Origin of the sequence: Sphingomonas sp. ASV193, assembly GCF_040203355.1 — a bacterium.
Classification (GTDB): domain Bacteria; phylum Pseudomonadota; class Alphaproteobacteria; order Sphingomonadales; family Sphingomonadaceae; genus Sphingomicrobium.
In genome coordinates, this window is record NZ_JBEHBW010000002.1 from 405,537 (window position 1) to 426,038 (window position 20,502).

At 70.6% G+C, this 20,502-nt stretch carries 18 protein-coding genes; 14 read left to right on the plus strand and 4 right to left on the minus strand.

What is annotated here, in order from left to right; translation table 11 throughout:
- Positions 1 to 50: 50 nt before the first annotated feature.
- From ABDK56_RS05965 to ABDK56_RS06015, 11 genes are read left to right on the plus strand one after another with little or no spacing between them, the layout of a single operon-like run.
- Positions 51 to 608, plus strand: coding sequence for a nicotinate-nucleotide adenylyltransferase (locus ABDK56_RS05965; protein WP_349807290.1), 558 nt, complete (start codon positions 51 to 53; stop codon positions 606 to 608).
- On the plus strand, positions 605 to 1,021 hold the full coding sequence (gene rsfS / locus ABDK56_RS05970; protein ID WP_349807231.1) for a ribosome silencing factor: 417 nt from the start codon (positions 605 to 607) through the stop codon (positions 1,019 to 1,021). The genes ABDK56_RS05965 and rsfS overlap by 4 nt, the downstream gene beginning before the upstream one ends.
- Positions 1,014 to 1,991, plus strand: a complete 978-nt coding sequence (locus ABDK56_RS05975; RefSeq protein ID WP_349807233.1) for a serine hydrolase — start codon at positions 1,014 to 1,016, stop codon at positions 1,989 to 1,991. The genes rsfS and ABDK56_RS05975 overlap by 8 nt, the downstream gene beginning before the upstream one ends.
- Entirely contained in the window at positions 1,991 to 2,413 is a 423-nt protein-coding gene (locus ABDK56_RS05980; RefSeq protein ID WP_349807291.1) for a 23S rRNA (pseudouridine(1915)-N(3))-methyltransferase RlmH, read from the plus strand. Before ABDK56_RS05975 ends, ABDK56_RS05980 begins: the two co-directional genes overlap by 1 nt.
- A complete protein-coding gene (locus tag ABDK56_RS05985) occupies positions 2,414 to 3,583 on the plus strand; it encodes a murein hydrolase activator EnvC family protein (RefSeq protein ID WP_349807234.1) in 1,170 nt (389 codons plus the stop codon).
- A gap of 36 nt (positions 3,584 to 3,619) precedes the next feature.
- Positions 3,620 to 4,972, plus strand: coding sequence for a S41 family peptidase (locus ABDK56_RS05990; RefSeq protein WP_349807235.1), 1,353 nt, complete (start codon positions 3,620 to 3,622; stop codon positions 4,970 to 4,972).
- The gene (locus tag ABDK56_RS05995) at positions 4,972 to 5,466 is read left to right on the plus strand and encodes a disulfide bond formation protein B (RefSeq protein WP_349807236.1); all 495 of its coding nucleotides are present in this window, start codon (positions 4,972 to 4,974) and stop codon (positions 5,464 to 5,466) included. The genes ABDK56_RS05990 and ABDK56_RS05995 overlap by 1 nt, the downstream gene beginning before the upstream one ends.
- On the plus strand, positions 5,463 to 5,996 hold the full coding sequence (locus ABDK56_RS06000; protein WP_349807237.1) for a demethoxyubiquinone hydroxylase family protein: 534 nt from the start codon (positions 5,463 to 5,465) through the stop codon (positions 5,994 to 5,996). Before ABDK56_RS05995 ends, ABDK56_RS06000 begins: the two co-directional genes overlap by 4 nt.
- A 54-nt stretch (positions 5,997 to 6,050) precedes the next feature.
- Complete coding sequence (locus ABDK56_RS06005; RefSeq protein WP_349807238.1) at positions 6,051 to 6,452, plus strand: hypothetical protein; 402 nt, start codon at positions 6,051 to 6,053, stop codon at positions 6,450 to 6,452.
- A 12-nt stretch (positions 6,453 to 6,464) separates the two neighbouring features.
- Positions 6,465 to 7,859 (plus strand): peptide MFS transporter, encoded by a 1,395-nt coding sequence (locus ABDK56_RS06010; protein ID WP_349807239.1) that lies wholly within the window; start codon positions 6,465 to 6,467, stop codon positions 7,857 to 7,859.
- The gene (locus ABDK56_RS06015) at positions 7,856 to 9,187 is read left to right on the plus strand and encodes a peptide MFS transporter (RefSeq protein ID WP_349807240.1); all 1,332 of its coding nucleotides are present in this window, start codon (positions 7,856 to 7,858) and stop codon (positions 9,185 to 9,187) included. The genes ABDK56_RS06010 and ABDK56_RS06015 overlap by 4 nt, the downstream gene beginning before the upstream one ends.
- Here the strand turns inward: ABDK56_RS06015 and ABDK56_RS06020 are convergent, their stop codons facing one another.
- Complete coding sequence (locus tag ABDK56_RS06020) at positions 9,188 to 10,945, minus strand: DUF885 domain-containing protein (RefSeq protein WP_349807241.1); 1,758 nt, start codon at positions 10,943 to 10,945, stop codon at positions 9,188 to 9,190.
- Positions 10,946 to 11,080: 135 nt separating this feature from the next.
- Here ABDK56_RS06020 and ABDK56_RS06025 point away from each other — a divergent pair, with 135 nt between their 5' ends.
- From ABDK56_RS06025 to ABDK56_RS06035, 3 genes are read left to right on the plus strand one after another with little or no spacing between them, the layout of a single operon-like run.
- Positions 11,081 to 12,322 carry a putative DNA modification/repair radical SAM protein gene (locus ABDK56_RS06025; RefSeq protein ID WP_349807242.1) on the plus strand — a complete coding sequence of 414 codons (1,242 nt, stop codon included), beginning with the start codon at positions 11,081 to 11,083 and terminating at the stop codon, positions 12,320 to 12,322.
- A 30-nt stretch (positions 12,323 to 12,352) separates the two neighbouring features.
- On the plus strand, positions 12,353 to 12,844 hold the full coding sequence (locus tag ABDK56_RS06030) for a hemerythrin domain-containing protein (protein ID WP_349807243.1): 492 nt from the start codon (positions 12,353 to 12,355) through the stop codon (positions 12,842 to 12,844).
- Between the two features lie 34 nt (positions 12,845 to 12,878).
- Positions 12,879 to 14,339: a UdgX family uracil-DNA binding protein gene (locus ABDK56_RS06035; protein WP_349807244.1), complete on the plus strand. Its 1,461-nt coding sequence runs from the start codon at positions 12,879 to 12,881 to the stop codon at positions 14,337 to 14,339.
- Here ABDK56_RS06035 and ABDK56_RS06040 read toward each other — a convergent pair.
- The 3 genes from ABDK56_RS06040 to ABDK56_RS06050 all read right to left on the minus strand — a co-directional run bounded on the left by ABDK56_RS06040 (position 14,336) and on the right by ABDK56_RS06050 (position 20,485).
- Positions 14,336 to 16,339 carry a TonB-dependent receptor gene (locus tag ABDK56_RS06040; protein ID WP_349807245.1) on the minus strand — a complete coding sequence of 668 codons (2,004 nt, stop codon included), beginning with the start codon at positions 16,337 to 16,339 and terminating at the stop codon, positions 14,336 to 14,338. The two genes, ABDK56_RS06035 and ABDK56_RS06040, sit on opposite strands and share 4 nt — an antisense overlap.
- 143 nt (positions 16,340 to 16,482) lie before the next feature.
- Positions 16,483 to 19,896 carry a chromosome segregation protein SMC gene (gene smc, locus ABDK56_RS06045; protein ID WP_349807246.1) on the minus strand — a complete coding sequence of 1,138 codons (3,414 nt, stop codon included), beginning with the start codon at positions 19,894 to 19,896 and terminating at the stop codon, positions 16,483 to 16,485.
- 22 nt (positions 19,897 to 19,918) lie between these two features.
- Positions 19,919 to 20,485 (minus strand): DUF721 domain-containing protein, encoded by a 567-nt coding sequence (locus tag ABDK56_RS06050; RefSeq protein ID WP_349807247.1) that lies wholly within the window; start codon positions 20,483 to 20,485, stop codon positions 19,919 to 19,921.
- Between the last annotated feature and the right edge of the window lie 17 nt (positions 20,486 to 20,502).

The following is a 20,502-nucleotide window of genomic DNA, read 5'->3' on the forward strand; positions in this document are numbered from 1 at the left end:
TCGGACTCCTCGGCGGAAGCTTCAACCCCGCGCATCGCGGGCACCGGCGGATGAGCCTCGCGGCGATCGAGGCACTGGCCCTCGACGAGCTGTGGTGGCTGGTGTCGCCGGGCAATCCGCTCAAGCCCGCCAAGGGCATGGCGCCGTTCGCCGCGCGGCTCGCCTCGGCGCGGCACATGGCGCGGGGAAGCGCGATCCGGGTCAGCGATTTCGAAACGCGCGCGGGCACGCGCTACACCGTCGACACGATCGAGGCGCTTCGCCGCCGCTACCCGAACGACCGCTTCATGTGGCTGATGGGGGCCGATACTGTGACCGAAATTCATCGCTGGAAGGACTGGCGGCGGCTCGCGCGGCTGGTGCCGATTGCCGTGCTGTCGCGGCCGGGCTATGATGGGCCGGCCCGCGCGGCGCGCGCGATGGGCTGGTTGCGGTGGTTCGTCCGGCCCGCGGCCATGGCGAGAGACTGGACCGAGTGGAGCATCCCGGCGATTACCTTCCTTCGCCTGCCCCCCGACCATCATTCCGCCACCCGCCTGCGCGCGCTCGATCCCGACTGGCATCGCCGGTTCACCGACCCCCGTTCTCTCAGCTCCAACCAGGAATGACTTTGGCCCCCTCTTCTCCCGCGTCCGCGACCGACCGCAAGCCGGTCGACGTCGAGGCGCTCCACGACCTCGTGCTCAAGAGCCTCGACGACGACAAGGCGGTCGAGATGGTGACCATCCCGCTGGCCGGGAAGTCGTCGATCGCCGATCACATGGTGATCGCCAGCGGCACCTCGACCCGGCAGGTCGCGTCGATGGCGACCAAGCTGGCCGAAAAGATCAAGGCCGAGTTCGGGCGCCCGGTGCGGATCGAGGGGCTGCCGACCGCCGACTGGGTGCTGATCGACGCCGACGACGTCATCGTCCACCTGTTCCGGCCCGAGGTGCGGACCTTCTACAACCTCGAGCGGATGTGGGCGTTCGACAGCGACACGCCCGCCGCCGCGCCCAAGGCCGGGATCGACGGTGCGTAGGCTGGCGGGTGCCGCGCTCGCGGCGCTTCTCCTTTCCTCCCCCCTCGCCGCCCAGGCGCCCGCCCCCGCGCCCGCGCCGACTCTCGAACAGGTCGCGAGCGTCCCGGCGGGGCGCGTCGGGATCGCGGTGATCGACCTTGCCACCGGGCGCGAGACCGCGGTCCACGGCGACGAGCGTTTCCCGATGGCGAGCACGGTCAAGCTGGCGGTCGCCCTGACCTATTTGTCGATGGTCGATGCCGGGCGAAAATCGCTCGACACCGAGATCGAGCTGCCCGACCGCTTCCGCCACAGCGACGGTTTCACCGAGATTGCGCTTCACCCCGGGGTGAAGCTGTCGGCGGCGAACTGGTTCGAGTTCATGCTGACCCAGAGCGACAACAGCGCCGCCGACCTGCTGTTCGCCGAGGTCGGCGGGCCGGTCGCGGTGCAGCGCTGGCTCGACGCGCACCGGGTGACCGGGATCCACGTCGACCGCGACATCGGCGACCTCCTGATCGACGACATGGGGCTGCCGCGCACCCCCGGGGCGAGCGCGGTCCAGTCGCTGCGCGATGCCGACGCGCTCCCCGCGCTGACCGAGGCTCAGCAGGACGAGGCGGCGGCGCGGCTGGCGGCCGACCCGCGCGACCAGGCGAGTCCGCTGGGCATGGCGCGGCTGCTGGCGCGGCTCGACCGGGGCGAGCTGGTGTCGGCGAAGTGCCGCGCCTTCCTCCTCGACGTGCTGTCGCGCACTCGGACCGGGAAGGACCGGCTGGCCAAGCGGCTTCCGGCGGGGAGCAAGGTTCAGCACAAGACGGGAACGCTGCGCGGGGTCAGCGACGATGTCGGCATCGTCACCCTGCCCGGCGGGCGGCGCTTCGTGATCGCGGTGATGACCAAGGGGATCGCCGACGAAAAGGCGCGCGCGGCGATCATCGCCGAGGCTGCCGCGAGCGCTGCCGCCGCCCAAGTCGCTATTTCGCCATGATGACGCTGCACATCGTCGCGCGTGGCAAGATCGGGCGGTCGAGCGAGGCCGAGCTGACCGAGCGCTACCTCAAGCGGATCGCGTGGCCGGTGAAGCTGACCGAGCTGCCCGAGCGCGGCGGCAACCTGCCCGCGGCGGGCGGGGGCGAGGTCAACATCGTGCTCGACGAGCGCGGCGTGGCGCTGGCGTCGTCGGCGTTCGCCGCGAAGCTCGAAAAATGGCGCGATTCGGGCAAGCGCGAGGCGCGTTTCTGGATCGGCGCGGCCGACGGGCACGAGGCGACGCGGCGCGAGGAGGCGGACCTGCTGCTGTCGTTCGGCCCGGCGACCTGGCCGCACCTGCTGGTCCGCGCGATGCTTGCCGAGCAGCTGTTCCGCGCGACCTCGATCCTTGCCGGTCATCCCTATCACCGGGAGGGGTGAGTGAAGGCGGCGCTTGCGCTCCTCGCCATCCCGCTGGCCTTCGCCGCGGCGTCGAGCGCCCTCGCTCCGCCCGGGGTCGACCAGCGGCTGGCGGCGGCCGAGGCCGAGGCGGCTCAGGCCGAGGCGCGCGCGAAAGCGCTGGGCGAGGCGGCAACGCGCGCGGGCGACGAGGCGGCGCGGCTGGCCGCCGGACAACGCGCCGCGGCGGCCGAAATCGAGGCGGCGGAAGCGCGGATTTCGGCGGCGCAGGCGGGGGTCGAGGAGGCCGATGCCGCGCTCGACGCCAGCCGCGCGCAGCTGCGGGCGCAGCGCGCGCCGCTCGCCGCGCTGCTCGCCGGGGTGGCGACGATGGGGCGACGCCCGCCGCTGCTCGCGCTGGCGGGTGACCGTTCGCCCGAGGAGATGGTGCGGCTTCGCGCGATGATCGACGCGACCATGCCGTGGATCGCCACGAAGAGCGCGGGGCTGCGCGCCGAGGTCGCGCGCGGGCGCGACGCGGCGGCGGCGGCAGCGAACGCCAAGCAGAAACTGGCGGCGAACATCGCCGCGCTGACCGCGAAGAAGGCGGCGTTCGCGGCGCTCGAGCGACAGAGCGAGCAGCGCGCCGCGCGGCTCGGCGGGCAGGCGTTCGGCGCCGAGGACCGGGTGCTGGCGGCGGGCGAGTCGGTCGGCGCGCTGGGCAGCGAGGCGGCGGCGGCGGCGGCGGCGCGGCGGCTCGCCCAGCCGCTCGCGGCCACCGACTTCGCCCCCGCCCGGCCCGGCAGCGTCGCCGCGCCGGTGCCGCCGATGGCCTATTCGCTGCCCGCCGACGCGCCGGTCGAGCAGGGGCTGGGCGCGGTCGACCGGTCGGGGGTGGTCGCGCGCGGGGTCCGGCTGGCGACCGCGCGCGGGGCGGCGGTGATCGCGCCCGCAGACGGGCACATCCTGTTCGCGGGGCCCTATCGGGCGACTGATGGGCTGGTGATCATCGACCATGGGGGCGGCTGGCGAAGCCTGCTGATCGGGGTGGCGACCGAGCTTCCGCGCGGGGCGAGCGTGACTCGCGGCCAGCCGCTCGGCCGCGCGCTCGGGCCGCTTGAGGTCGAGCTGCGCCACGGCGGGACGATCGTCAGCCCTGCCCTCATCGCAGGTTCATCTGCGGCGCTGTCCAATGGCCGCGAGACCCGCTAGGATCGACCTCGACGCCTCCCACAGGACTTCATCTCGATGACCCGTTTCGCCAAGTATCTTCCCCCGCTCGCGCTGGTCGGCGCGCTCGCCATGATCCCGATCTCGACCGAGCAGGTGGTGGCGGCGGACACCAATACCTACAAGGAGCTCGAGACGTTCATGAGCGTGTTCGAGCGGGTGCGCGCCAACTATGTCGACAAGGTCGACGACCATACGCTGATCAAGGGCGCGATCGACGGGATGCTCGCGGCGCTCGACCCGCACTCGGCCTATGAGGAAGGCAGCGAATATACGCAGCTGAAGGCGACCACCGACGGCAATTACGGCGGGCTGGGGATCACCATCTCGGCCGAGGACGGGGCGATCAAGGTGGTCGCGCCGACCGAGGACACCCCCGCGTGGCGCGCGGGGATCAAGGCGGGCGATTACATCACCCACGTCAACGGCCAGTTCCTCTATGGCTACACGATCGACGAGGCGGCCGAGAAGCTGAAGGGTCCGCCGGGCAGCAAGGTCACGCTGACCATCGTCCGCCCCGGCCGCGACAAGCCGATCGACTTCACCATGGTGCGCGAAAAGATCGTCCTTCGCCCGGTCAAGTGGAAGGTCAAGGACGGCATCGGCATCATCGACATCAACAGCTTCGCCGCCAACACCGGCGAGATGACGCGCCAGGCGCTGGCCGAGATCGACAAGGCGACCGGGGGCAAGCCGCTCGGCTACATCATCGACATGCGCAGCGACCCGGGCGGGCTGCTCGACCAGGCGATCGAGGTCAGCGACGACTTCCTCGACGGCGGCGAGGTGGTCAGCGAACGCGGGCGCGACCCGACCGACATCGAGCGTTTCTACGCCAAGCCGGGCGACCTGGCGCATGGCAAGCCGATCATCGTGCTGGTCGACGCGGGCACCGCCTCGGCCGCCGAGATCGTCGCCGGGGCGCTTCAGGACCATCGCCGTGCGCTGATCATGGGCGAGCGCAGCTTCGGCAAGGGATCGGTGCAGACGGTCGTCCAGACCGGGCCGAACTCGGCGCTGCGGCTGACCACCGCGCGCTACTACACGCCGTCGGGCCGGTCGGTGCAGGCGGGCGGGATCGAGCCCGACATCGTCGTCCCGCAGCTCAGCGATCCCGACTACAAGTTCCGGCCCAAGCTGCGCGAGGCGGACCTTCGCCGCCACCTCGTCAACCAGAGCCAGGTCAAGGACGACGTGCTGGAGGCCGACCCGACCGCCGACCCGCGCTTCACCGTCACCGCCGCCGAGCTGAAGAAGCAGGGAATCGACGATTACCAGCTCGATTATGCGATGAAGACGCTGATGCGGCTCGCCCCGCCCGCGCCCGCCAGGTCCGCGCCGCGCAAGGCGGCGAAGGTGGCGTCGAACTGATGCTGGCGCCGCCCGCGAGCCGCAGTTCGCTGGCGCTGCGCAACGCGCGGCTGCTGGCGCTGCTGGTGCCGGTGGCGCTGCTCGGCGGTGCGCTGCTCAGCCAATATGTCGGCGGGCTGGTGCCGTGCGAGATGTGCTGGTGGCAGCGCTATCCGCATATCGCGGCGATCCTGCTGGCCGCGCTGGCGTTCACCGCGCCGACGGCCTCGGGGCGGACCCGCGCCTTCGTCGCGCTCGCGGCGATTGCAATCGCGGTGTCGGGGCTGATCGGCGTCTACCACGTCGGAGTCGAGCAGCACTGGTGGGAAGGGCCGACCCAGTGCACCGGCAACGGCGCGCGGACGCTCGACGAGATCCTCCACACCAAGGTGGTGATGTGCGACCAGGTCCAATGGTCGCTGTTCGGCCTGTCGCTGGCGGCGTTCAACGCGATCTTCTCGATCGGCGGGGCGATCGCGATCGGCGCGCTGCTGGCGAAGGGCAAGCGCGCATGAACTGGCGTCCGGGCGACCCCGCGGTCGATACCGATTCAATGATCCGCGTCGACCAGGCGGGCGAATATGGCGCGGCGCGAATCTATGCCGGGCAGCTCGCGGTGCTTCGCCAGAATTCCCCGGCCGCGCACGAGGTCGCGCGGATGGCGGCGCAGGAACAGCGCCACCTCGACCGGTTCAACCAGCTGATGGCCGAGCGGCGGGTGCGCCCGACCCTGCTCCAGCCGCTGTGGCACGTCGGCGGCTTCGCGCTGGGCGCGGCGACCGCGCTGCTGGGCGAACGCGCGGCGATGGCCTGCACCGACGCGATCGAGACCGAGATCGACCGCCATTACGGCGAGCAGCTCGAGGCGATCGGCGAGAGCGACGGCGAGCTGGCGCGCGACGTCGCCGAGTTCCGCGCCGAGGAAGTCGAACATCGCGACACGGCGCGCGCGCACGGGGCGACCGACACGCCGGGCTATCCGCTGCTCACCGGGGCGATCCGCGCCGGATGCCGGGTGGCGATCGCGCTGTCGAAGCGGATTTAAGGAACCATGGCGGCGGTCCAGACGCTGGTCGCCGTGACAGGAAGGACGTTCAGGATGAAAATTTCCCAAGCCCTTGTTTCCGTCGCCGTGCTGGCGGGCGCGTTCGCCCCCGTCCCGGTCGCCGCGCAGAGCGCCGGCAAGGTCAGCGAGATCATCGTCTACGGCAACGACCCGTGCCCGCGATCGACCGACGACAATGTCGTGGTCTGCGCGCGCAAGCCCGAGGGCGAGCGCTACCGCATCCCCGAGAAGCTGCGCCCCAACGGCACCCGGCAGGAACGCGAGGCCTGGGCGAGCAAGGCGACCCAGATCCAGACGATGGGCGCGACCGGGATCAACAGCTGCTCGCCGGTCGGTCCGGGGGGCTACACCGGCTGCCTGACCCAGCTGATCCGCAATTCCAAGAAGGAACGGCAGGAAGAGCAGCAGGCGCAGACCCCCGATCTCGGCAAGTAGGGCCCGAGCGGGTTGAGCGTCGCCGAGGCGACCCCCGACTTCGAGCGGGGCGATCCCAACGACCGCGCGTTCCTGGGGCATCCCAAGGGGCTCGGCTATCTCTCGTTCGTCGAGGGGTGCGAGCGGTTTTCCTACTATTCCATGCAGACGCTGCTGACGCTCTACATGGTCAACTACCTGCTGCTTCCCGGCCATGTCGAAGGCGTCGTCGGGCTCGGCTGGCTTCGCGGGTGGCACTATCCGGGGCTTGGCGGGCAGCCGCTCAGCTCGGCGATCTTCGGGGACTATACCAGTCTCGTCTATCTGACCCCGATCCTCGGCGGGATCGTCGCCGACCGCTTCATCGGGCGGCGCGCGGCGCTGATCGCTGGCGGGGCGATCATGGCGCTCGGCCATTTCCTGATGGCGTTCGAGCATCTGTTCCTGCTCGCGCTCGTGTCGCTTATCGTCGGGGTCGGGCTGTTCAAGGGCAATATCGCGAGCCAGGTCGGCGCGCTGTACAAGCCGAGCGACCTGAGGCGCGCGATGGCGTTCCAGATCTTCTACATCGCGATCAACGTGAGCGTGATTATCGCCCCGCTGATCAGCGGCACGCTGGGGCAGAAGGTCGGCTGGCACTGGGGCTTCGGCTGCGCGGGCGTGGTGATGGTCGCCGGGCTGCTGCTGTTCTTGAAGGGCACGCCCTATTTGCCCGACAATGCGCCGGCCTCGAAGGGTGGCGCGGCGCGCGAGAGGATGGGGCCGGGCGACTGGCCGCGGGTGCTGGCGCTGGTGCTGCTGGTCCCGGCGATGGCGATTGGCCTCTTGACCAACCAGCAGATCTTCAACGCCTATCTGGTGTGGGCCGACAAGAGCTTCGACCTGCGCGTCGGAGGCCTGTCGATCCCGTCGAGCTGGATGATCACCATCGACGCGGCGCTAAGCTTCGGGATGCTGGTCGCGGTGGCGGCGTTCTGGAAGTGGCGCGCGAGCCGGACCGGGCGCGAGCCCGACGAGCTGGGCAAGATGATCATCGGCAGCTTCTTCACCATCGGCGGCGGGCTGTGCCTGTACATGGCGGCGGCGACCGCGGGGCCGGGGGGCAAGGTCGGGCTGTTTTGGCCGCTGATGTTCCATTTCGTCAACGCGATCGGCTTCGCCAACATCCTGCCGGTCAGCCTCGCGCTATTCTCGAAGATCGCCCCGCGCGCGATCAATTCGACGGTGATCGGCATCTATTATCTCGCCTTCTTCCTCGCCAACAAGATCGTGGGGATCGTCGGCGAGTGGTTCACGACGATGCCGACCACCCAGTTCTGGCTGCTCCACGCGGCCAGCGCGGCGGTCGGGCTGGTCGCCTTCGTGCTGTTCAAGCTGCTGGTCAGCGACCGGATGGTCGCGGGCGCCGCCGAGCCGCTGCCCGAATGAGCGCGGCGGACGGCACCCAGAAGGGGCATCCGCGCGGGCTGGCGGTGCTCGCCGGGACCGAGCTGGCCGAGCGCTTTTCCTTCTACGGGATGAAGGCGCTGCTGGTGCTCTACATGGTGCACCAGCTGCTGCTGCCCGGCACCGCCGAGCAGGTGATCGGGCTCGGCGCGCTTCGCCGGCTGCTCGACTATCGCGGCGGGATGAGCGACCAGGCGTTCGCCTCGCTGATTTACGGCTGGTATTCGGGGCTGGTCTATTTCACCCCGCTGATCGGGGGCTGGGTCGCCGACCGGCTGCTCGGGGCGCGGCGGACGGTGATGCTCGGCGCGCTGCTGATGGTGGCGGGGCATTTGCTGATGTCGTTCGCGGCGACCTTCCTGGTCGCGCTGCTGCTGCTGATCCTCGGCTCGGGCTGCCTCAAGGGCAATATCTCGGCGCAGGTCGGGCCGCTCTATCCGCCCGAAGCGGAAAGCCGGCGCGCACGCGGCTTCACCATCTTTTCGACCGGGATCAACGTCGGGGCGACCGCCGGGCCGCTGGTCACCGGGGCGCTGGCGCAGGCCTATGGCTGGCACGCGGGGTTCGCCTGCGCGGCGGTGCTGATGGTCGTCGCGCTGGTCGTCTACGCGACCGGGCAGAAGCATCTGCGCGGCAAGGAAGTGATCGCCGAAGAGAGTGCCGACGCGCCGCTGACCGGCGGAGAGCGACAGCGCGTGTGGGCGCTACTATTCCTGATCCTCGTCAACGTGCCGATCGCGATGGCCTATTACCAGCTGAGCAATGTCGGGGTGGTGTGGGTCGAGCAGGCGGGCGACCTCGCGACGCCGCTCGGCGACGTGCCCGCGGCGTGGTTCAACTCGATCGACTCCTTCGCCAGCATCCTCGTCGCGCCGGTGCTGATCGCGCTGTGGGCGCGGCAGGCGCGGGCGGGCCGCGAGCCCGACAGCCTGATGAAGGTGACGATCGGCGCGCTGATCAATACCGCCGCGCCGCTGGTGCTGGTCGCCGGGATCGCCGCGGCGGGGGGCGGCAAGGTCGGGGTCGGCTGGCTGGTCGGGGCGTGGTTCCTCGGCGGGCTGGCCTTCATGTACTATTGGCCGCTGACGCTCGAGCTGATCGCGTCGCGCGCGCCCGCGAAGCTCCGCTCGACGCTGATGGGCGGCTGCTTCCTGTCGCTGTTCGCGGGCAACGTGCTGCTCGGCTATGTCGGCAGCACGTTCGACCGGATGAGCCCGGCGACCTTCTGGGCGCTCGACGCGGCGATCGGCCTCGTCGCGGTGGCGATGATGATCGTCGCGATCCGGCCGATGCGCCGCGTGCTCGGCTGATCAGCGCGGCTGCGCGGCGATCCAGGCGCGCATCCGGCGGTCGACGACATCGACCGGCTCGGGCCCGTCGGATAGCAGCGCGTCGTGGAACGCCTTGAGGTCGAACCGCGCGCCGAGCGTCCGTTCGGCCAGCGCGCGCATCTCGCGGAACTTCAGTTCGCCGATCTTGTAGGCGAGCGCCTGCCCCGGGGTGGAGATGTAGCGATTGACCTCGGCGTCGATGTTGGCGTCGGTCAGCGCGCTGTTTTCCTTCATGAACGCCACCGCCTGCGCCTTGGTCCAGCCCATGGCGTGGATCCCGGTATCGACCACCAGCCGGCAGGCGCGCCACATCTCGTAGCTGAGGCGGCCCATGTCCTTTTGCGGCGTGTCGTAGATGCCGGTGTCGAGCCCGAGCCGTTCCGAATAGAGCCCCCAGCCCTCGACGAAGGCGGTGAAGCCCGACAGGTTCTGCCGCCACGCGGGGACGTCCATCTCCTGCTGGAGCGCGATCTGGTGATGGTGGCCGGGGACCGCTTCGTGGCTGGTCAGCGCGGGAAGTTCCCACAGCGGTCGCTGGTCGAGCTTCGAGGTGTTGACATAATAGGTGCCGGCGATGCCCGCGGCCGGGCTGCCCGGGTTGTAGTAGGCGGTGGTCTGGCCGGGCGCGGTCGCCGCGGGGATTTCCCGCACGCCATAGGGCAGCCGGGGAAGCTTGCCGAACAGCGTCGGCATCTTGCCGTCGAGGATCTTGGCCATGCGACTGGCCGCCGCCATCAGCTCGTCGGGGGTCTTGGCGAAATAGGCGGGGTTGGTCTTCATGTCGGCGATCATCGCCTGGCGGTTCGGAAAGCCCGACTTCAGCGCCAGCGCGTCCATCTCCGCGCGGATCCGCGCGACCTCGGACAGGCCGAGCGCGTGGATCTCGTCGGGCGTCCGGTCGGTGGTGGTGTGGTAGCGGACGAGGAAGGCGTAGTTGGCCTTGCCGTCGGGCAGCGCCGACATCGAATCGCTCTTGAGGCAGAGCGGCTTGAACACGCTGCGGTAATCGGCCTCGCTGGCGAGGATCGCGGGATTGACCGAGCCGGCGATCGTCGCCCTGGCCTGCGCCTGCATCGCCGCCCAGGCCGCGGGGGCGATTCCGGCGGGGCCGGGCTTGGCGAAGGGCTCGTAATAGGCCGAGCGGGCGGGATCGGCGTCGGGGACCTTGGCCATCGCCATGTCGAGCGGGCCAAGCGTCGAGCAGGGACGCGCCCAGCCTCTTTTCGCGACCGCGACCGCCTCGGCATCGGCGGTGCGAAGCGCCGGCCCGACCTTGGCGAGCCGCGAGAGATAGGCGCGATAGTCCGCCTCGCCGTGCAGCGGCAGGTTGGTCAGATAATCGGCGAGATTGTCGAACAGCGTGCCGCCGGCCGAATAGTCGATATAGTTGCTGCCGAAGTCGCCGCCCTCGACCGCGGCGACGAGGGTGAACCGCAATATGTCGTAATTGGCCTGGTCGGCGGGCGACAGGCGTTGCCGGTCGATCGCGTCGAGCCGGGCGAGGAACGCCTTCGCTTCGCCGACCTGCCGCCGCGCCCCGGCCCGCGACGCGTCGTTAAGCTGGTCGGAATAGCTGTCGACCCCTAGGTAGGAGGCCTGCACCGGGTTGTTGCGCAGCCAGTTGGCCCAATAGTCGGCCTCGAGCTTCTGGAAGTCCTGCGGCGGACCGGCGAGCGCGGTCGCCGGTGCGGCGATGGCGGCGCAGAGCAGCGCGGCGATGAACAGCGAACGGCGCATCCAATTGTCTCCCCCTTTGACGAGAGCAGGCTAGACCTGCCGCCCCGTCCGAGCAAACCGCTTGGCGATCGACGACCAAGCCGCTGGAATCGCGACGCTTCTTGACTCGTCGCGCTGAGAACATAATGTGAACTTATGGCGCAACTCGACACACGTGAGAAGCTGGCGATTCTCGCCGACGCGGCGAAATATGACGCGTCGTGCGCCTCGTCGGGGACGTCGAAGCGCGACAGCAGGGGCGGCAAGGGGATCGGCTCGACCGAGGGGATGGGCATCTGCCACGCCTATGCGCCCGACGGGCGGTGCATCTCGCTGCTGAAGATACTGCTGACCAACAGCTGCATTTTCGACTGCCATTATTGCATCAATCGCAAGAGCTCGAACGTGCGGCGCGCGCGGTTCACGGTCGAGGAGGTCGTCCACCTCACCCTCGCCTTCTACAAGCGCAACTATATCGAGGGGCTGTTCCTCTCGTCGGGGATCATCGCTTCGTCGAACTACACGATGGAGCAGCTGGTCGAGGTCGCGCGCCAGCTTCGCGAGGTCCACGATTTTCGCGGCTATATCCATCTGAAGACGATCCCCGATGCCGATCCCGAGCTGGTGCGGCAGGCGGGGCTCTATGCCGACCGCGTGTCGATCAACGTCGAGCTCCCGACGACACGCGGGCTGACCGATCTCGCGCCCGAAAAGAGCGCGCCGCAGATCGAGGGCGCGATGAAGGACATGAAGGGGGCGATCGAAGACGGAAAGGACGCGCGCAAGAAGTACAGGAGCGCGCCGCGCTTCGCCCCGGCGGGCCAGTCGACCCAGATGATCGTCGGGGCCGACGCCGCCGACGACGGGGCGATCGTCACCCGGGCGAGCCAGCTTTACGACCGATTCTCCCTGCGCCGCGTCTATTACAGCGCCTTTTCGCCGATCCCCGACGCGAGCGCGGTGCTACCGTTGAAGCGGCCGCCGCTGATGCGCGAGCACCGGCTGTACCAGTCCGACTGGCTGATGCGCTTCTACGGGTTCAAGCCGAAGGAAGTGGTCGCCGCGACCGAGGACGGAATGCTTCCGCTCGACATCGACCCCAAGCTGGCATGGGCGCTCAAGTTTCGCGAGAGCTTCCCGGTCGACGTCAACAAGGCGCCGCGCGAGCAGCTGCTGCGCGTGCCGGGGCTGGGAACCAAGGCGGTCGGGCGGATCCTGAAAAGCCGGCGGTGGCGGGCGATCACGCTCGACGACGTGGCGCGGCTGACGGTCAGCGTCGCCAAGGTGCGGCCGTTCATCGTCACCGCCGACTGGCGCCCGACGCTGCTCACCGATCGCGCCGACCTTCGCCTGCTCGTCAAGCCGCGCGCCGACCAGCTCGAACTCTTTGCCGCCTGAGTCGTTGGTCGGGCGAAAGGAACAGGGAAAATGGCGGCGAAAGACATCTTCGAGCGGCTGAAAGTCGATCACGACCGGCAGCGCAACTGGATCGAACGGATCGAGAATACGAGCGGCGACACCCCCGAGCGGCGCGAGCTGTTCGAAACGTTCCGGATCGACATCAAGGCGCACGCGTCAAGCGAGGAGGTCGTGCTTTATTCGCAGCTGATGAGCGAGGTCGACATGCGCGAATATGCGCGGCACGCGGCGGCCGACCATCACGAGATCGACGACGCGGCGAAGAAAGTTGCCGACACGCCCTATGACTCGCCGGCCTGGCTGGCGAATTTCAAGGCGCTCAAGAAGACCTATCTCGACCATCTGAAGGAAGAGGAAGAGACGATCTTCCCCGATGCGCTGAAGGACATCGGCGAGGAGCGCGCGGTCGAAATGCGCGATGCGTTCAACGAGCTCAAGCCCGAGGAAGTCGAGCGGCAGGAAGCGGGCAAGGACGACAAGATCGCCGAGCATATCGGCTGATGTCGGGACCCGGCCCGTGCTGAAGGAAGGGCCGATGATCGACGCGTTCCGCGTGTCGCTGTCGGCCCCCGACGATTTCGAGGGCTGGCGCGACGCGGCGCGCGGGCTCGCCGAGGCCGGGGTTCCGCCGTCGGCGATCGTGTGGGAAGTCGAGGGCGAGGACGGCGACCTGTTCGGGCAGGGCGCCCCGCCCCCGCCCCCCGCGCGAGCCGCTCTCGCGGCAGGCAGCTTCGCGGTGCCGCGCGATTTCATCAGTCTCGCCAAGGCGGCGATCTGCCACCGCGATCCCGAGCGATTCGCCTTGCTCTACGCGATGCTGCTCAAGCTGCGCGCCAATCGGCGGGCGATGGAGGATCGGGCCGACCCGCTGCTCGACCGGCTCGAAGGGATGGCCAAGGAGGTGCGGCGCGACGCGCACAAGATGCACGCCTTCGTCCGCTTCCGTGAGGTCGAGGATGGCGACGGAACGCGCTTCGTCGCCTGGTTCGAGCCCGACAACCATATCGTCCGGCGCGAAGCGGGCTTCTTCGTGCGGCGCTTCACGACGATGCGCTGGTCGATCCTGACGCCCGAGCTGTCGATCCACTGGGACGGCGAGACGCTTCGCGAAGGTCCGGGCGCGACCCGGGCCGAGGCGCCCGCGGGCGACCCGGTCGAGGAGACGTGGAAGACCTATTACGCCAGCATCTTCAACCCGGCGCGGGTCAAGGTGAAGGCGATGCTGAAGGAAATGCCCAAGAAATATTGGGCGAACATGCCCGAGACCGCGCTGGTCGCGCCGCTGCTGGCGGGGGCGCGGGCGCGCGAGATCGAGATGATCGAACGGAGCCAGTCGATGCCCAGCCGCGTCCCCACCCCCGATTTTGTGCCTATGGCCGGGGGCGGCGGCAACCTCGCGGCGAGCTGGGCGGCGCTAAAGACCGAGGCGCTCGGCTGCACCCGCTGCGATCTTCACTGCCACGCGACCCAGACGGTGTTCGGCGAAGGCCCACTCGACGCGCGGATATTGTTCGTCGGCGAGCAACCGGGCGACCAGGAGGACCTCGCCGGTCGCCCGTTCGTCGGGCCGGCGGGCGAAGTGTTCAACGCCGCGCTGGCCGAGGCGGGGATCGCGCGCGAGACGACCTACGTCACCAACGCGGTCAAGCATTTCAAGTTCGTGCTTCGCGGCAAGCGGCGGATCCACCAGTCGCCCGGCGCCGACGAGATCGAGGCGTGCCGCTGGTGGGTCGACAGGGAACGCGGGCTGATCGTCCCCGCGCTGACCGTCGCGCTGGGCGGCACCGCGGCGCGCAGCCTGTTCGGCAAGGCGGTGACGATCGGCAAGCTGCGCGGTGAGGCGCAGCGGCTGCCCGACGGCAGCGAAGCGTGGGTGACGGTCCACCCGAGCTTCCTGCTGCGCCTGCCCGACGAGGCGGCGCGCAAGGCCGAGCGGGTGAAGTTCGTCGACGACCTCAAGCGCATCCGCGACTGGGCCGAAGCGCTCGCCGCCTAAAGCCCGACGCGGAGGGTCGCCTTGACCGAACGCGGTGCGCCGGGGGTGAGATTGTTGTCGCTGTTGGCGAGGCCGATGTAATATTTGTTCGCCACATTCTCGACATTCACCTGCGCCTCGATCCGGTCGGTCAGCTTGACGAAGGCGGCGGCATCGATCCGGGTGAAGGCGGGGACGACGACGGCGTTCGAGATCGAGGCGTAGCCTTTGGACTGGTGGTACAGGCCGGCGCCGAGGCCGAAGCGATCGTTCAACTGGTAACGACCCCACAGCGAACCGGTGAAAGCGGGTACGCCGGCGACCCAGCGCCCCGCCGGGGCGGCAGCGGTCATCCGGCTGATCTTCGCGGACTGGAGCGCGGCGCTGGCGTTCAGCGTGAGGCGGCCGAATCGTCCGTCGGCGCTGGCCTCGATCCCCTTCGAGCGCTGCGCACCAGTCAGCACCGTCAAGTTGGTCGCCGGGTCGGTCGCGCGGGTGTTGGTGCGGTCGAGCAGATAGGCGGCGAGGGTGAGGTCGAGCGCCGGGGTCGCCGCCCACTTCGCCCCGACCTCGCGGTTGAGGAATTTTTCGGGGGCGAGCGCGGCGGTGGTGGCGGTCAGCGAGGCGAACTGGTCGCCCGATTGGGGAAGGAAACTCTTCGACCAGCTGGCGTAAAGCGACAACGCGGCGACCGGCTTGACCACCAGCCCGAGTCGGGGCGACCAGTTGCGGTCGGTCCGGGTCAAGCGAAGCGACGACAGGCGGTCGGCATAGGCGAGGCGGAACCAGTCGCGGCGAAGTCCGGCGACGAGCTGGAGATGCTCGCCGATCTCGACCTGGTCCTGGACGTAGAGCCCGGTCGCGGTCGCGCGGGTGCGGGCGTCGGTCGCGCGGCGAAGCGGCGAATCGCGGAAGGTGATGGCGGGAAGCCGGTCGGCCGAGGCGGCATCGACGTAGAGGCGCTGGACGGTGCCGGCGGCGTCGAAGAATCCCTGCTGGCGGTCGGCGTCGGTGCGCTGGACGCCGATGTCGGCGCCGACGAGCAGCGTGTGGCGGACCGGGCCGGTCTCAAGCTTTGCGACGAGATCGTTCTGCACGAAGGCGGCGCGTCGATGGACCGTGCTTCGATAGGCTTCCATCCCGACCCGGCCGTCGGCGCCGACCGCGGTTGCGGCGAGCGCGTTGGCGTAGCTTTTGTCGATGTCCGACAGGCGACCGCGAACCGTCCAGCGGACCGCGCCGAGCGCTCGGTCGAGCACGGCATCGGCGCTGGTGCCGTCGAACGCGGCGCGGTTGACCCGGACGTCGCCGAAAAAGCGGTCGCGCGCGCCGCCGAGCGGTCGGCCGCCCTGCGACGGGATGCCGCGATCGGCGGTGCGACGGTCGTGGACGCGCTCGATCGACAGATCGAGGCGGGTCGATTCGCCCGGCTGCCAGCCGAGCGTGGGGTTGACCGCCCATCGGTACCCGTCGACGTCGTCACGATAGCTGTCGAGACGCTCGGCGAAAGCGTTAACGCGCGCGTCGAGGCGGGGCGAGAGCGGGGCGGCGAGGTCGACCGACGCGGCGAGATCGCCGAACGCGTCGGCGGACAGCGCCCCGCCGACCCCGCGCTTGCCGTCGGCGCGCTTGGTCACGCGGTTGACGATCCCGCCCCCGCCGCCGCGCCCGAAGATCATCGCGTTGGGGCCCTTCAGCACCTCGACTCGCTCGAGGTTGTAGAGCGGGCGGAAATATTGGGCGTCGTCGCGAATCCCGTCGACGAAGAAGTCGGCAGTGCTGTTCTGGCCGCGAAGGATGATCTGGTCGCGGTTGCCTTCGCCCGACGCGACCGCGGCACCGGGAACGGTGCGGAGCACGTCGACGATCGAAGTCATCGCCCGGTCGTCGATCGTGTCGCGCCCGACGATGGCGACTGCCTGCGGCACGTTGCGGAGCGGCGTGTCGGTCTTGGTCGCGCTGCGGATCGCGGGAAGCTTGCGCTGCGCGGTGACGACGATCGGCTCGTCCGCCTCGTCCAAGTCCGCGGCGAACGCGGGCGTTACGAGGGCGGAGACAGTGACGAAGTACGTGAGGGCGCGAGCGGCGCGACGCATGAAGAGACCTGCGAAGTGAGTGTTCGCTCGGTAATACTGTTATTGATAGTCATTCGCAATAGCGAATGTCATTCCGCCGCGAGCAGTTCCTCCGCGCCGCCGAGATCGACCGACACCAGCCGACTGACCCCCTGCTCGATCATCGTCACCCCATAGAGGCGGTGCATCCGCGCCATCGTCACCGCATTGTGGGTGACGATCAGATAGCGGGTGTCGGTCTCCCCGCTCATCCGCGCGAGCAGGTCGCAAAAGCGATCGACGTTGGCGTCGTCGAGCGGCGCGTCGACCTCGTCGAGCACGCAGATCGGCGCGGGATTGGTGAGGAACAGTCCGAAGATCAGCGCAACCGCGGTCAACGCCTGCTCGCCACCCGACAGCAGGGTGAGCGACTGGAGCCGCTTGCCCGGTGGCTGCGCCATGATTTCGAGCCCCGCTTCGAGCGGGTCGTCGCTTTCGACCAGTTCAAGATGCGCCTGCCCGCCGTTGAACAGGGTCGTGAACAGCGAGCGGAAGTGCGCGTCGACTTTCTCGAACGCGTCGAGCAGGCGGACCCGTCCCTCGCGGTTGAGGCTGCCGATCGACCCGCGCAGCCGGTGAATCGCCTGTACCAGCTCGTCGCGTTCGGCGGTCGCCTCGGTCCGCGCCGAATCGAGCTCGGCCAGTTCCTGTTCGGCGACAAGGTTGACCGGGCCGATCCGCTCGCGTTCGGCCGTCAGCCGCTCGAGCGTCTCGCGCTCGGCCTCCGGATCGGGCCGCGCATCGGGGTCGAAGCCGATCCGGTCGGGAAGCAGCGGGGGCGGGCATTCGAACGCCTCGCCGCACTGGCGCGCGAATTCCTGCCGGCGGGCGACCTGCGCTTCGGCGCGCGCGACCGCCCCGGCCCGCGCTTCGCGCGCCTGCGCGAAGGCCTCGGCGGCCTGGCGCAGCGCCGCCTGCGCGATCGCGACCGCCTCGTTCGCCTCGCGCTCGGCGGCGGTAGCGGCGGCAAGCTGGGCGTCGCTGGCCTGCGACTCGCGCTCGATCCGCTCGATCGCCGCGCGGTGGCGCTCGGGCTCGTCGGCCAGCTCCTCCTGCTCGTCCTCGAGCGCCATCGCGCGGCCCGCGGTCTCGGCCAGCCGCTGTTCGGCGGCGAGCGCGCGACTACGCCACTCGCCCTTCTCGCGCGCGGCGGCGGCATGGCGTTCGCGGTCGGCCCCGGTTTCGCGGGCGCGGGTCGCGGCGCGGGCGCGGGCATCGGCGACCGCTTCGCTCGCCTCGGCGGCGGTGGCGCGCGCGGCGGTCACCTCCGACGCGAGCGCATCGGGGTCGGGCAGCGCGGCGAGCGCGGCAGTGGCGGCGCGAACGGCGGCGGCGGACGCCTCGGCGAGCGGGGCGAGGTCCGCCACCCGCTCGTCGAGCGCGGCGCGCTGCGCCTCGAGCCGGTCGAGCGCGGCCTGCGCCTGGTCGGCAGCACGCGCCGAATCGCGGGCGCGGCGCTCGGCGGCGGACGAATCGGCGCGGGCCTGTTCGGCGGCGCGGCGGTGGGTCTCGATCGCGGCGACGACCGAATCGCGGGTCCCGGCGGCGCTCGCCACCGCGTCCGCCAGCGCGGGCAGCTGGCGCTCGATCTCGGCGAGACGGTTGGCGCGAAGCAGGCGCTCGGCCGCCGCCGCGCCGCCGCCTTCGCTGACGAACCCGTCCCAGCGGCGCATCACTCCGCCCAGCGTGACGAGCCGCTGCCCGACCGCGAGCGGCTGGCCGTCGTCGACCTCGGCCACGGCGACTTGCGCGAGGCGGCGGCGGAGCGCAGGCGGGGCGGTCGAATGGTCGAGCAGCGATTGCAGCCCCAGCGCAAGCGGCGGATCGCTGGCCGCGGCCGCGCTGCCTTGCCATCGCCGCGGCCCCTGGTCGCCGATCACCGCCTCGATATCGTCGCCAAGCGCGGCGGCGAGCGCGCGTTCGTAGCCGGGCGCGGCGCGAAGCTCGGCAAGCGCCGCGCCGCCGCCCTGATCGAGCGCACGGGCAAGCGCGGCACGCTCGGCCTCGGCCGCCGAATGGGCGGCGCGGGCGGCGGCGAACGCGCTTTCGGCCTCGTCGCGTCGCGCGGCGGCGGCGGCGCGGGCGGCTTCGGCCTCGGCGAGCGCGGTCTCGGCGGCGGCGAGGTCGGCGGCGGCGGTCTCGCCCTCGGCGGTCGCGGCGGCCATCGCGGCGCGCTCGACGTTCCCGTCGCCGATCTCGCCGCGCTGCCGCTCGAGTTTGGCGCGGTCGGCCTCGACCCGCGCCGCCTGGTTGCGCGCGGTGTCGAGCGCAGCTTCGGCCACCCGCCGTTCGGCGCGCATCGCCGCCTCGCGCGCGAGCACGGCGGCGAGCGCCGCCTCGGCCTCGCGGCTGGCGGTTTCGACCCGGGTCAGCTCGGCGGCGAGGTTGGCGGCGATCGTCTCGGCATCGGCGAGCCGCGCATCGAGCGCATCGCGCTCGGCGTCGAGCGTCGCCATCGCCGCCGCCGCGTCGGCCTTGAGCGCGGTCTCGCGCGCGGTCTCGCTCGCTAGCGAGGTCTTGAGCCGGTCGAGCTCGGCGAGGCGGCGAGTGACGGTGTCGAGCCGCGCGCGGGCCGTCGCGAGGTCATGGGCGAGCGTGCGCCCCGCGTCGCGCGCCGCGAGCGCTTCGTCGCGGCGGGTCGCGAGCGCGGTCGCGGCGGTCTGCTGGAGCGCCTCGGCGACCTCGACAGCGCGCTGAAGCTCGGCGACGGTGGCCCGCGCCGCTTCGGCCTCGGCGCTCGCAGAGTCGGCGGCGCGGTCGGCCTCGGCCCAGCGCGCGTAGAGCAGCCGCGCCTCGCCGAGCCGGATATTTTCGCTGAGCGCGCGATAGCGTTCGGCGGCGCGCGCCTGCCGGCGAAGCGTGGCGGCGCGGCTTTCCTGCTCGACCATCAGCTCGGCGAGCTTGTCGAGGTTGGCCTCGGCGGCGCGCAGCTTCGATTCGGCGTCCTTGCGGCGCGCGTGGAGCCCCGAGATGCCGGCGGCTTCCTCGAGCATCTGGCGCCGCTCGACCGGCTTGGCCGCGATCACCGCGCCGATCCGCCCCTGGCTGACCAGCGCGGGCGAATGGGCGCCGGTCGCGGCGTCGGCGAACAGCAGCGAAACATCCTTCTGGCGGACGTCGCGCCCGTCGATCCGGTAGGCGCTGCCCGCGCCGCGCTCGATCCGGCGGGTGATCTCGCTTTCCGACGGCGGACCGTCCTCGCCCGGCCGTTCGATCAGCAGCGAGACTTCGGCGAACTCGCGCGACGGGCGGGTCGCGGTGCCCGCGAAGATCACGTCCTCCATCCCGCCGCCGCGAAGCGACTTGGCGCTGGCCTCGCCCATCACCCAGCGAATCGCTTCGAGCAGGTTCGACTTCCCGCAGCCGTTAGGGCCGACGATCCCGGTCAGCCCGGGCTCGATGCGCAGTTCGGCGGGCTCGACGAAGCTCTTGAAGCCGCTGAGCTTGAGTCGCCGGAAACGCACCTGCCCCGCCCCCCGCCCGTGCTCAGCCGTCGGCCAGGCGAATCAGCGGGATGGTCACCGGGCGCGGCTCGTCGGCGACCGGCGGGCCGCTTGACCCGGCGAGCTTGCCGGCGAGCGATTCGAGCACCGCGCGAAGCTCGGGATCGTCGACCGCGCGGATGTTGGCGGCGGTGTCGGCCGGGACCGGGCGCGACGGCGCGGCGGGGCGCGCGGGCTTCGGCGCGGGGGCGATCCGCCCCTGCCTGAACACGATGCGGTCGACCGCCTGGTAGCCGAAGAAGCGATTGACCCGCTCGACGATCATCGGCGCCATGTGCTGCATCAACGGCGCGTGCGCGCCCTCGACGGTCAGCGTCAGCGCCCCGCCCGCCTTCTTGCCCGCCGGGAAGCGGATCGATTCGGGCAGTGACACCCGGGCGTAGCGTTCGCCGACGATCTCGGCCCAGCGCTCGACCACCGCCGACTGGACGAAGCCGAAGCGGCGGAAGGCAACCCCGCCGACCGCGCCGACCAGCTCGCCCGCCGAGCGCACCTTGCCGTGGCGTTCGGCGGCGGCCGGGGTCGATTTGGGCGCGCGGGGTTTCGTCATCGCCCGCGACCATGCCA